The 11,702-nt window shown below is 75.6% G+C and carries 12 protein-coding genes and 1 pseudogene; 3 read left to right on the forward strand and 10 right to left on the reverse strand.

The window, feature by feature from the left end; translation table 11 throughout:
* Positions 1–32: 32 nt before the first annotated feature.
* Positions 33–791, forward strand: coding sequence for a DeoR/GlpR family DNA-binding transcription regulator (locus tag E1300_RS03915; protein ID WP_131755473.1), 759 nt, complete (start codon positions 33–35; stop codon positions 789–791).
* Between the two features lie 144 nt (positions 792–935).
* Here the strand turns inward: E1300_RS03915 and E1300_RS03920 are convergent, their stop codons facing one another.
* From E1300_RS03920 to E1300_RS03930, 3 genes are all read right to left on the reverse strand, one after another.
* Entirely contained in the window at positions 936–2,246 is a 1,311-nt protein-coding gene (locus E1300_RS03920; protein WP_131755474.1) for an MFS transporter, read from the reverse strand.
* On the reverse strand, positions 2,243–2,782 hold the full coding sequence (locus E1300_RS03925; protein WP_131755475.1) for an ArsR/SmtB family transcription factor: 540 nt from the start codon (positions 2,780–2,782) through the stop codon (positions 2,243–2,245). The genes E1300_RS03920 and E1300_RS03925 overlap by 4 nt, the downstream gene beginning before the upstream one ends.
* 240 nt (positions 2,783–3,022) lie before the next feature.
* A complete protein-coding gene (locus E1300_RS03930; RefSeq protein ID WP_207399462.1) occupies positions 3,023–3,877 on the reverse strand; it encodes an NAD(P)H-dependent oxidoreductase in 855 nt (284 codons plus the stop codon).
* Positions 3,878–3,959: 82 nt separating this feature from the next.
* On the opposite strand from E1300_RS03930, the pseudogene E1300_RS03935 reads away from it, so the two are divergent.
* Positions 3,960–4,986: pseudogene (locus E1300_RS03935) on the forward strand (GlxA family transcriptional regulator).
* Between the two features lie 81 nt (positions 4,987–5,067).
* Here the strand turns inward: E1300_RS03935 and E1300_RS03940 are convergent.
* The 5 genes from E1300_RS03940 to E1300_RS03955 form a co-directional block, all read right to left on the reverse strand.
* The gene (locus E1300_RS03940) at positions 5,068–6,537 is read right to left on the reverse strand and encodes a SulP family inorganic anion transporter (protein WP_242618925.1); all 1,470 of its coding nucleotides are present in this window, start codon (positions 6,535–6,537) and stop codon (positions 5,068–5,070) included.
* 11 nt (positions 6,538–6,548) lie between these two features.
* Positions 6,549–6,713: a hypothetical protein gene (locus tag E1300_RS52145; protein ID WP_242618926.1), complete on the reverse strand. Its 165-nt coding sequence runs from the start codon at positions 6,711–6,713 to the stop codon at positions 6,549–6,551.
* A gap of 361 nt (positions 6,714–7,074) precedes the next feature.
* Positions 7,075–7,734, reverse strand: a complete 660-nt coding sequence (locus E1300_RS03945; protein WP_131755478.1) for a flagellar biosynthesis protein FlhF — start codon at positions 7,732–7,734, stop codon at positions 7,075–7,077.
* Between the two features lie 180 nt (positions 7,735–7,914).
* Positions 7,915–8,868: a S1C family serine protease gene (locus E1300_RS03950; protein WP_131755479.1), complete on the reverse strand. Its 954-nt coding sequence runs from the start codon at positions 8,866–8,868 to the stop codon at positions 7,915–7,917.
* 23 nt (positions 8,869–8,891) lie between these two features.
* A complete protein-coding gene (locus E1300_RS03955; protein ID WP_131755480.1) occupies positions 8,892–9,884 on the reverse strand; it encodes a helix-turn-helix domain-containing protein in 993 nt (330 codons plus the stop codon).
* Between the two features lie 53 nt (positions 9,885–9,937).
* On the opposite strand from E1300_RS03955, the gene E1300_RS03960 reads away from it, so the two are divergent.
* Positions 9,938–10,405 (forward strand): cupin domain-containing protein, encoded by a 468-nt coding sequence (locus E1300_RS03960; RefSeq protein WP_131755481.1) that lies wholly within the window; start codon positions 9,938–9,940, stop codon positions 10,403–10,405.
* 48 nt (positions 10,406–10,453) lie between these two features.
* On the opposite strand, the gene E1300_RS03965 is transcribed toward E1300_RS03960, so the two are convergent.
* Both E1300_RS03965 and E1300_RS03970 read right to left on the reverse strand, forming a co-directional pair.
* Positions 10,454–10,987, reverse strand: a complete 534-nt coding sequence (locus E1300_RS03965) for a GNAT family N-acetyltransferase (protein WP_131755482.1) — start codon at positions 10,985–10,987, stop codon at positions 10,454–10,456.
* 94 nt (positions 10,988–11,081) lie between these two features.
* Positions 11,082–11,702: SDR family NAD(P)-dependent oxidoreductase (locus E1300_RS03970; protein ID WP_131755483.1), on the reverse strand; the 621-nt coding region annotated here is incomplete at its 5' end.

Below are 11,702 nucleotides of genomic sequence, written 5' to 3' on the forward strand. Positions count from 1 at the left end.
CTTTCTAACACGGTTCGCGTTAGATTGAACAGATGGAGAGTTCGGAGCGGACGCTGGCGATCATTGATCGGTTGCGGTCGGCGGAGCGGGTGACGGTGGCGGATCTCGCGGCGCGGACGGGCTGCTCGGAGATGACGATCCGCCGGGACCTGGACCAGCTCGCCGAGGAGGGCGTCCTGCGCCGGGTGCGGGGCGGTGCGGTGAGCCTGCTGCTGCGCGGTGAGGCGACGCCGTTCGCGGTGCGGCTCCGGGAGGCGGCGGAGGCCAAGCGGCGGATCGCGGAGCGGGCGGGGTCGCTGGTGGCCGACGGCGAGTCGGTCGTGCTCGACAGCGGGACGACGGCGCTGGAGGTCGCGCGCGTCCTGGCGGGCCGCCGCCTGACGGTGGTGCCGCTCGACCTGCACTCGGCGAACGCGCTGGGCGCGGCGCCGGAAGTCACGTTGCTGCTGCCGGGCGGGCGGGCGCTGCCGGGCACGCTGTCGCTGACCGGGCACCTGGCCGAGGTGTCGTTGCGGGCGCTGCGGGTGGACACGGTGGTCCTCGGGGTCTGCGGGCTGTCGGTGCGGCACGGGCTGACGGCGCACGATCTGGCGGAGGTCCCGGTGAAGCAGGCGGCGATCGCCTCGGCGCAGCGGGTGGTGGCGGTCTGCGACGGCGCCAAGCTCGGCCGGACGGGCCTCGGGCACGTGTGCCCGGTCACGGCGCTGGACGTCCTGATCACCGATCGGGACGCCCCGGACGACGCGCTGGCCGAGCTGTCGGCGGCAGGCGTGGAGGTCCACCGCGTCTGAGCGGCGGCCCGCCCGCACCCGTCCCGCCCGTGCCTCATGGCTGCCCCTGCCTTGCGGGCTGCTGAGGGGGCCACGACCTTCCTCGTTGCGATGCCGCGGGGGTGTTGTGCGGCTCGCGAGCGATGGCCGTCGTCTGGATGTGGTTCACACGGCGACCGTGGCGGGGTCCTGGCTGGCCGGGTCGGTGTGCGGGCGCGCGTTGCGCAGTGCGGCCTCGACCCGGCGGTTGCTGGTCATGGTCGCCGTGACGGCGGTCATGGCGAGCAGGAGGCCGGCGGCGGCGTAGAGCGGGGCGCGCAGGCCGTAGGCGGTGGCCAGCCAGCCGCCGAGGAAGGCGCCGGACGGGGCGGCGCACATGGCGAGCATGCGGGAGGTGGAGGCGACGCGGCCCATCAGGTGGGCCGGGACGATGGCCTGCCGGAGGGAGGGGCCGAGCACCATCGTGGCGCCCATGCCCGCCCCGCAGACGGCGAGCGCGAGCCCGGCCGCGTACGGGTTCGGGGCGGAGGCGAGCCCCAGGATGGCGAGGCCTTCGATGGTGGCGGTGCAGGTCAGCGCGGTTCCGGTGCCCAGGCGGCGGCTGAGGAAGGAGGCGACGCCCGCGCCGAGGAGGCCGCCGGTGGCCTCGGCGGTGAGGAGCAGGCCGAAGCCGAAGGCGCCGACGCCGAGACGTTCGCGGGCGAACAGGGCCAGGACCGTCTCCACGGCGAGGAAGGCGATGTTCCCGACCGCCGGGCGGAGCGCGAGTCCGAGCAGCAGCCGGTCCGTGAAGACGTGGGACGCTCCGGCACGCGCCTGCCGAAGCAGCGACTCGGGGGCGCTCGCGGCCGGACGCGGCACGGCGGGCAGCGACCGGACGAGCAGTGCGGACAGCGCGAACGACGCCGCGTCGGCGAGCAGCGGGACCGGACGTCCGAGCGCGAGCAGCGCGCTGCCCGCGGGCGGACCGGCGAAGCCGGACGCCGCGGTCTGGGCGCCGCGCAGGCGAGCGTTGGCGCGTTCCAGCCGGGCGGGATCGCGGCCGAGCAGATCCGGCAGGTACGCGGTGGCGGACGTGTCGAAGAACAGCCCGCCGAGGGCGAGCAGGAACGCGACGGCCGCCAGCAGCGGGACGCTCAGCACGCCGAGGGCCGCGGCCGCGGCCGGTACGACCAGCAGCACCGCACGCGCGGCGTCGGTGACCCACATCGTGCGGCGGCGGTCCCAGCGGTCCACCAGCGCACCGCCGAGCACTCCGAACAGCAGCCAGGGCAGTGTCCCGGCGGCCGTGACGACGGCCAGCGCCATCGGGTCGCGGGTCAACGTCACGGCCAGCAGCGGCAGCGCGGCGTGCGTCACGCCGTCGCCGAGCGAGGACACCGTCTGCGCGGTCCACAGTCGAGCAAAGCCGGCCGGCGGGATCGCCTCATCCTTCGTCGCTTCGTCCGCCTCGTCCTTCGTCGGTTCGGGGGTCATTCGGCGTCCTCCTCGGCCTGCCGGCGCGGCGCCGGCCGGAACAGCGCGAAGACCAGCGACACGTCCGGAAGCGATGGATCGGACAGCGCCCGGTACTCGTCCGCCAGTGCCTGCAGGCGTGCCCCCAGCTCCGTGAACTGCTCGTCGGTGAGCCGCAGATGCGCCATCCGGACGTGCCGTTCACCATCCGCCGGCGACGCCTCCAGGTCGGCCACCGCGTTCCGCAGCAGGACGTCCGGCTGCCCCGGGCCTGGATCCGGCAGTTCGATCGATCGCGCGGCCATCGCGTAGTACCGCTCGGTGACGCCTCTCACCTTCCGCGTCCGCACCACCTTGACCAGGCCGGCTCGCTCCAGCAGCCGCACGTGGTAGCTGGAGCTCCCCTTCGCGAGGCCCACCCGCTGGGCGATCTGCGTGATCGTCGCCGGCTCGAAGCGGAGCGCGGCCATGATCCGGTGACGCGTGAGGCTGGAGACGGCGCGCAGCTGCTCGTCAGTGGTGACCCGGAAGGTCTCGGGAAGATCATCGGTCGGCATGCGGTCAATGGTCAACGGTTCTTGACCATTGTGCAAGAGGGTCAGGCCGGTCGATTGCGCCGGTCCAGCGGGTCCCCCTCCGAGCTGAGCACAGAGGCTTGTGTTCAGCCGTTCCAGCCGCTCGCCTCGCCGTCGAAGGCCCGCTCCGGATGCGCTCCCCGCCGTCTGGAGGCGTCCAGGCATCGCGACGTGCTGGACGGGTCGGATTCGTCGGGCGTCCTGGCCGGGGGCTGGGGGATGTCAGGTGCGGTGGACGGCCAGGCCGGTGCGGCCGGGGGCGAGGTCGGGGCGGAGGACGAGGTCGGTGTCGTAGTCGCCGCCGACCTCGGTCCGGTACGGGATGGGGTCGGCGGTGGGCAGGGCGTGCAGCCGCTCGTCCAGTTCGGTGGCGGCGGTGGCGTGGTCGGCGGGGGTGGCGCGGTCGGCGCCGCCGATGACCAGGGGCGGCAGGACGTGCATGCCGGTGTACCAGAGGGTGCCGTGCAGGAGGGGGAACAGCAGTTCCTCGGCGTCGCCGTGCAGGCCGCGGGAGCCGAGGCCGGTGGGGCGGGCGCCGGCGGTGGTGATGACGAGGGCGCGGCGTCCGGCGAGGCCGCCGGAACCGTAGCGGAGGGCGCGTCCGTCGTCCCCGGTGAGGCCGAAGGCGAAGCCCTGCACGAAGACGCGGTCGAACCAGCCCTTGAGGATGGCGGGCATTCCGTGCCACCACAGGGGGAACTGCAGGACGAGGGCGTCCGCCCAGCGAACCTTCTCCTGTTCGGCGCGGATGTCGGGGCTCAGGCGCCCGGCGGCGTGGGCGCGCTCGGACGCGGCGCCGACGAGGAGCCGGGGGCCCGGATCATCGCCGGGCGCGGCGCCGGTCCGGGGCGCGTCTCCGGTGCGGGGCGCGTTCTCGGCGGCGGCCGGAGTGCCGGGTGTCCGGGGCGGGGCGGGGTCGAAGTCGGCGGCGTCGACGACGGGGTTCCAGCGCATCGCGTAGAGGTCGGATTGGCGGACGCGGTGGCCGGCGGCGCGGAGGGTCCGGAGGCCGTGGTCGCGCAGGGCTCCGTTGAACGAGCGGGGTTCCGGGTGGGCGAAGATCCAGAGGATGTTCACCGGGGTCTCCTTCCTAATGGCGGCTGCTCGGTTCGATGCTGCGGGGCGGGCGGGTCCGGCGGCGAGTGGCCGGTGGGCCAGCATGTGCAAGGATCGGGCCATGGGTGGGGTGTTCGGCGGGGACGGGCGGCATCGGGTGGCGGTGGTGCTGCGGGACGGGGTGCTGCCGATGGAGGTGGGGATCGCCCACCAGCTGTTCGGGCGGGCGAGGTCAGCGGAGGGGGGCGCCGCTGTACGAGGTGGTGACGTGCGGGGTGGAACCGGGGCGGGTCCGCACGGACGCCGATTTCGAGGTGGCGGTCGCGCACGGCCTGGAGGTCCTGGAGGAGGCAGACACGGTGGTCGTCCCGGCGTCGCATGAGCTGGACGAGGTGTGCCCGGGGGCGGGTCCGCTGCCGGGTGCGCTGCGGGCGGCGCGGAACCGTCCGGGCGGGGGCGCGCGGATCGCGTCGATCTGCACCGGGGCGTTCGTGCTGGCGGCGACGGGTCTGCTGGAGGGGCGGCGGGCGACGACGCACTGGCTGTCGTGCGAGCGGTTCGCGGAGCTGTTCCCGGAGGTGGAGCTGGATCCGGCCGTCCTGTACGCCGATGAGGGGGACGTGCTGACCTCGGCCGGGGAGGCGGCGGGGATCGACCTGTGCCTGCACATCATCCGGCGGGACCACGGTGCGGCGGTGGCGGCGGACGTGGCGCGGCGGACGGTGGTGCCGCCGCACCGGGAGGGCGGCCAGGCGCAGTTCATCGCGCGTCCGGTGGCGGAGCCGGGGGTGTCGTCGACGGGGGCGGCGCGGGCGTGGGCGCTGGCGAACCTGCACCGTCCGGTGACGTTGCGGGAGCTGGCGGCGCGGGAGTCGATGAGCGTGCGGACGTTCACGCGCCGGTTCCGGGAGGAGGCGGGGGTGTCGGCGGCGGTGTGGCTGGCGCGGCGGCGGGTGGAGCTGGCGCGGCAGTTGCTGGAGGAGACGGACCTGCCGGTCGACCGGGTCGCCGAGCGGGCCGGGTTCGGGACGGCGGCGTCGCTGCGGTCGCGGTTGCAGGCGGAGCTGGGGGTGTCGCCCAGCGCGTACCGGGCGGCGTTCCGCGGCCCGGCGGGCGACCGGCGCTCCTGACACCGGTCGCCCGAGCGGCCGCGGCTCCCGTGGCCGCACGGGACGGCGCGGGACTGTGCGGTCAGGGCCGCCCGCGGGTCGTCACCGCGCGGCGGGGGCGAGGGTGTCGGGGACGGTGATGGAGGCGCCGCCGCCGGGGTCGTGGCGGTCGGCCCAGGCGGTGAGGGCGGTGCGGCAGGCGTGGTCGAGGTGCCGGAGGCCGGACAGGTCCAGTTCGACGGGACGGTCGCGGGGCAGGGCTTCGAGCGCGTCCAGGATGCGGGGCAGGCGCAGGAAGGTGGCGTTGCCGCTCAGGGCGGCGCGGACGGGCCCGTCGCCGGGGTCGTCGATCTCGATGTGGACGTGGGAGGTCTCCCAGGCGGCCTTGACGATAGCCAGCAGCAGTCCGAGCAGCACGCCCTCGAAGAGGTTGAGCGCGACGACGGCGGCGGCCGTGCCGGTGAGGATGACGGCCTCGCCGCGGTGGCGGCGCCACAGCGGGACGAGCCGCCGCAGCGGGATGAGCTTCCATCCGGCGTGGACGAGGACGCCGGCGAGGGCGGCGAGCGGGATGAGCTCCAGCACGCCGGGCAGCAGCGCGGCGAACAGCAGCAGCCACGCGCCGTGCAGGACGCGGGAGGCCTTGGTGGTGGCGCCGGCCTGGACGTTGGCGGCGCTGCGGACGATGACGGCGGTCATGGGCAGCGCGCCGAGCGCTCCGCAGACGGCGTTGCCCGCGCCCTGGGCCATCAGCTCCCTGTCGTAGTCGGTGCGGGGGCCGTGGTGCATGCGGTCGACGGCGGCGGCGCTGAACAGGCTCTCGGCGGAGGCGATGAGCGCGAACGCCACGACGGTGCCGAGCGCTCCGGCCTCGGCGAGGCGGGCGAGGTCGGTGCCGCCGGGCGGGTTCACCGCGTCCAGCAGTCCGCTGACGCGCAGCCGCGCGACGGGCGCGTCGAGGACGGCGACGGCGGCGGTGGCCAGGGCGACGGCGGCGAGCGGGGCGGGCACGGCCCGGACGGGCCCGGGCAGGAAGCGCCAGCCGGCCAGGACCGCGATGGTGCCGGCGCCGACGGCGAGCGCGGCGAGCGCGCCGGACGAGGCGGCGATGCCGCCGGCGAGGCCGGGCAGGCCCGCGAGCTTGCCGAGGCCGGTCCCGGGGGCGGGGGTGTCGGCGAGCGCGTAGAGCTGCCCGGCGATGATGGTCAGGCCGATGCCGGCGAGCATGCCCTCGACGACGGCGACGGAGATGGCGCGGAACCAGCGTCCGAGCCGCAGGGCGCCGAGGACCAGTTGCAGCAGCCCGGACGCCAGCACGAGCGCGCCGAGCGCGGCGGCGCCGTGGGTCTGGACGGCCTCGTACACCAGGACGGTGAGGCCGGCGGCGGGCCCGCTGACCTGGATGCTGCTGCCGGGCAGCAGGCCGGTGACCAGGCCCCCGACGATGCCGGTGATGAGGCCGAGCTCGGCGGGCACGCCGGAGGCGACGGCGACGCCCGCGCACAGCGGCAGGGCGACCAGGAACACGACGAGGGACGCGGCGACGTCGCGCCGCGGGATGTGGGAGCGCACGGTTCCTCCGCTCAGGCCGTCCGGCGCGGACCGCGCGGAGCGGGCACGCTCGTGCCGGGGTCGCGGGTCACCGATGCGCGGGCGGGCGTCCTGCCGTGGCGGTCGGCGGAGTGGCTCCTGGTGGTGGTTGGCGGCGACTCGATGTCGTGGACGGTGCCGGGTGCGGATGTGCGCATGCTGGTTCCTCCGGTGTGTGCCGCGGGTGCGCGGCGTCGGTGAAGCGGCCGGTGAGCGTGGGGTGGGAGCGTGGGATCGCGTTCCTGCGGGACTCGTCGAGGGCGGACGGGCGGGGTCAGGGCTGGTCAGGGCGTGCGGCGGCATGCCCTTGGCGTGCGGTCGCGGCGAAGGACGGGTGCGTGTGAAGCGGCCGTGCGCTTCGGTCGGTCAGGCGCGTTGCCTTGCGATGGAATCGGGGGCGGGGTCGTGGCGTCCGGGCATGGCGGCATGGCCGTGCGGTGACGGCGGGAGTGGTGGTGCGGTGTCCGCTCGTCCGGCGGGACCTGCGCGACGGTTCCGCGACGGCGGGGCGGGGTCGGCCTAGGTGCGCATCAGCTGCAAGTGAGCCAGGGTTTCGCCAGTGTCGCGGGGACGGCGGAGCCGGGAGTCGAGGGTGCGCCCGATCGGCGCGGCTGCGGTGCAGGCGCGGGGGCCGGCGAGGTGCGAGGTGATGGCGTTGCCGGGCGCCCTGCCGGGGCGGGGCTCGGCGGCGGCGCAGCGTGGACGCACCTCGGGCGCGGTGAGCAGCGCGCGGACGGGTGCCTCGTGTTCCCGCGCGGTCGGCTGGACGCCGCGGGCGCCGCGGGTGTCGTCGGCGGTCGCAGAGGCGCGGTCCGCTTCGCTGGTGATGCCGTTCTGGCGGTGGAGGTCTGCGTGGCCGGATGCGTCCGGGGAAGCCCCGGCCTTGCCGGAAGGGTGCGTGACGTCAGCGGAGCCCGCCGCGGTCACCTGCGCGACGCCCACCGTGGTGACGGCGTGCCCGAGCGCACTGGCCGCCTCCTCGACGGCGGCGACCATGTGGCCGGTCGGATGCCCATGGGCGTGCGCCGGATGCGCGGAAGCCGGAGACGCGGCGGCGAGTGGCTGGGCCATGGCGTCGCGGTGGGACGCGACCGCCAGGAGCAGGAGGGCCGCCGCCACTGCGGCGGCGACGGCGGCTCGGCGAGTAGTGATCGTGCGCAGGGTGGGGGCGTGGTTCATCGCCGTGGCCCCTCCCCCGTCGCGTGTGCGGCCCGTCCCCGAAGGTGCGGTGCTTGCCGTCAGGATACGGGGAGTGGCGGATCAGAGGCAGAGGGTGAATACGAAATATGCGCCAGTTCACACTCACTGTGGTGATACGTCGCCGTGGCGGCGGGTGGCCGGACGGCGGGCGGGGCGGGGTCAGGCGTGTTCGGAGTCGAGCTCGGTGGGTTCGGCGATGACGTCGACCATGGCGCCGTTGCGCAGGACGGTGATGGGCAGGGGGCGTCCGATGGCTTCGGCGAACATGAGGCGCTGGAGGGACTGGGCGTGGCTGACGGGGGCGCCGCCCGCGGTGAGGACGAGGTCGCCGCGGCGGAGACCGGCGCGGGCGGCGGGGCTGCCGGGGACGACTTCGGCGACGCGGAGGGCGTCGTTCTGCCCGGTGCGTTCGCGGAGGGCGGCGGAGACGGGGACGGGCGCGGCGACCAGGCCGAGGTAGGCGCGGCGGACGCGGCCGTCGCTGATGAGGGCGCCGATGATGCGGCGCGTGGTGGCGTTGATGGGGACGGCGAGGCCGAGCCCGACGCCGGCGACGGCGGTGTTGACGCCGACGACGCGGCCGTGGGCGTCGGCGAGGGCGCCGCCGGAGTTGCCGGGGTTGAGGGCGGCGTCGGTCTGGATGACGTCCTCGATGACGCGGACGGCGTTGCCGCTGCGGCTGGGCAGGGACCGGCCGAGGGCGGACACGACGCCGGCGGTGACGGAGCCGGCGAGGCCGAGGGGGTTGCCGACGGCGACGACGAGCTGGCCGACGACGAGGCGGTCGCTGTCGCCGAGGGTGACGGGGGTCGGGGTGGGCCCGTCGGCGCGGACGACGGCGAGGTCGGACAGGGGGTCGGTGCCGACGACGGTGAAGCCGGCGGTGGTGCCGTCGGCGAAGGCGGCCTGGCCGCCGGTGGCGGTGCCGACGACGTGGGCGTTGGTGAGGAGGAAGCCGTCGCCGGTGAAGGCGACGGCGGACCCGGCGCCTTCGCGGCCGCGGTGGCGGACGCGCAGCGCGGCGACCCGCGGGGTGAGCTCGCGGGCGACGGCGGAGACGGCGCGGGAGTAGGCGTCCAGGGGCAGGTCGGCGTCGTGGGGTTCGGGGATCATCGCACCTCCCGATGATTACATCGTTACACGGTAACGCCGCCTGGGAAAGGGGTGTTCCCGGTGCCGAATCGGCGCCGGTAGGCGGTGGGGCTGAGGCCGGTGCGGCGGCGCAGCTGGGCGCGCAGGTTCGCGGCGGTGCCGAGTCCGCTGCGGCGGGCGACGACGTCCATGCGGGCCTCGCCGCGCTCGATGAGGCGGCAGGCGAGCGCGACGCGCTCGGCGGTGAGCCAGGCCAGCGGCGTGGTGCCGAGCTCGGCCTGGAACCGGCGGTGGAGGGTGGCGGGGCTGACGGCGGCGCGGGCGGCGAGCGCGGCGACGGTGAGGGGGTCGGCGAGCCGGTCGCGGGCCCACTCCAGCAGGGGTTCCAGGGACGCCGCGGGGACGGCGGGGACGGGGCGCTGGACGAACTGGCGCTGCCCGCCGTCGCGTCCGGCGGCGAACACCAGGCGGCGGCTGACGGCGTTGGCGATCTCGGCACCGTGGTCGCGGCGGATGAGGTGCAGTCCGAGGTCGAGGGCGGCGGCGCTGCCCGCGGCGGTGAGGACGTCGCCGTCGTCGACGAACAGCACGTCGGGTTCGAGGAGGACGCGGGGGTGGCGTTCGGCGAACGCGCGGGCCCAGCGCCAGTGGGTGGTGGCGCGGCGGCCGTCCAGGACCCCGGCGGCGGCGAGGGTGAACGCGCCGGTGCAGAAGCTGACGAGGCGGGCACCGCGCCGCGCGGCCCGCGCGATCGCGGTAGTGACGGCGGGCAAGGGGCCCGCCAGGGGGTCGGGGCGGTTGGGGACGATGAGGGTGTCGGCGTCCTCGGCGGCGTCGAGGCCGGCGACGCCGGCGAGGGTGAAGAAGCCCTCGTGCATGCGGACGGCGGGTTCGGGCGAGCACAGGGCCAGGTCGTACCAGGGGCGGCCGAGCTCGGGGCGGCGCAGCCCGAACAGCTCGGTGGCGACGCCCAGCTCGAACGGGTTGGACCCGGAGTCGACGATCACCACGACGCGGTGCGAGGATCGATGCGGCATGTGCGATTCCTAGCACTCGCGGGCGGGGCCGGCGACCCGGGAGCATGGCGGTCATGAACGGCACTCCCATCGACCTCCACGCGGCGCTCGGCACGTTCGAGCAGCTGTGGAGCCCGCGGATCGTGACGCGGGTCAACGACTACGACGTCCGGGTGGCCAAGGTCGCCGGTGATCACATCTGGCACGCCCATGACGACACCGACGAGTTCTTCCTGGTGCTGGACGGCGAGCTGACCATCGCCCTGCGCGGCCCCGGCGCCGATGTCGTCTCCGAGGCGAGCACGGACCCCGAGCAGGCGACGGAGGCGGACGCGGGAGTGGGCGCGGGCTCGGAGCGGGTCGTCAGGTTGGCGAAGGGTTCGGTGTTCGTGGTGCCGCGAGGGGTGGAGCACCGGCCGTCGTCGGAGGGCGGCGCGTCGATCCTGATGTTCGAGCCCGCGGGGACGCCGACGGTCGGAGACCGCCACGACGACGTGCCCGCGCACGTCGATGCGACCGTGGGCGTCGTCCTGGACGGCTAGGTGGAGCGCACGATGTGAGACGGCCGGTCGCCGACGCGCGGTGGCGGGTCAGAGCTGGCCGTTGCGGTGGACGTCGTTGCGCAGGATGCTGTAGAGCACCTCGTCGCGGTAGCGGCCGTCGCGGAAGCCGTTGCCGCGCATGACGCCCTCGCGGGTGAATCCGGCCTTCTCCAGCGCGCGCTGCTCGGCGATGTTGTCGACCTCGGTCTCGGCCTGGATCCGGTTGACCTGGGTGTGGGCGAACAGGTAGGAGGCCAGGAGGCGCTGCGCGCGGGTGCCGGCGCCACGTCCGCGGGCTTCGGGGAGCAGGGCGATGCCGATGCTCCAGCAGAACGCGCGGCCGCCGGTGGGGACCTTGCGGTAGGCGGTGTAGCCGAGTGCGTCGGCGCCGCGGGCGACCATGAGGGTGCCGCGGTCCTCGCCGAGCAGGCCGTCCTCGGCCCAGCGGCGGCGGAAGCGCCCGGGGTCGCTCCAGCCGCCCCACAGGAACGGTCCGAGCAGGTCGGGGTCGGCGTTCAGGCGTTCGATGACGCGCAGGTCGTCCTCGGCGACGGGGCGCAGCTCCACTTGATCGGCCTTCACGGTGGATCACCGTAGGGCCTGCCGCGCCCGCACGCGAAACAGGGCCGCGGGAACATCCGGCCGGCGGGGCGCGGGACTGAGGAGGGCTTCGGGGTCAGCGCAGGGTGGACAGGCCGCCGTCGACGTGGACGACCTGGCCGGTGACGTAGGCGGCGCGGTGGGACAGCAGGAACGCGGTGACGTCGGCGACCTCCCAGGCGGTGCCCTGGCGGCGCATGGGGATGAGCTGGGCGACGCGGTCGCGGTCGGTGTTGCCGGCGGAGGCGTCGCGTCCCATGACGGTGTCGATGAGGCCGGGCGCGACGACGTTGGCGCGGACGCCGCGGGGCGCGGCCTCGGCGGCGATGTGGCGGACCAGCCCGGTCAGGCCGGCCTTGGAGGCGTCGTAGGACGGGGAGCGGCTGCCCGGCTTGGTGCCGGCGAGGGAGCCGATGAACACCAGGGCGGCGCCGGCGTCCAGGATGGGCAGCGCGGCCTTGGCGACCAGGAACGGGCCGCGCAGGTTGACGTCGAGGACGTGGTCCCAGTCGGCGAGGGCGGTGCCGGCGAGGCCGTAGCCGGTGCCGATCCCGGCGTTGAACACGACGGCGTCCAGGCCGCCGAGCCGGTCGGCGGCGAGGCCGACGGCGCGCTCGCAGGCGACGGGGTCGGCGACGTCGGCGGTGATCACGGCGGCCCCGGCGGCGGGGTCGCCGCCCGCCGCCTCGACGAGCCG

This window comes from Actinomadura fibrosa, assembly GCF_900659615.1.
Classification (GTDB): domain Bacteria; phylum Actinomycetota; class Actinomycetes; order Streptosporangiales; family Streptosporangiaceae; genus Spirillospora; species Spirillospora fibrosa.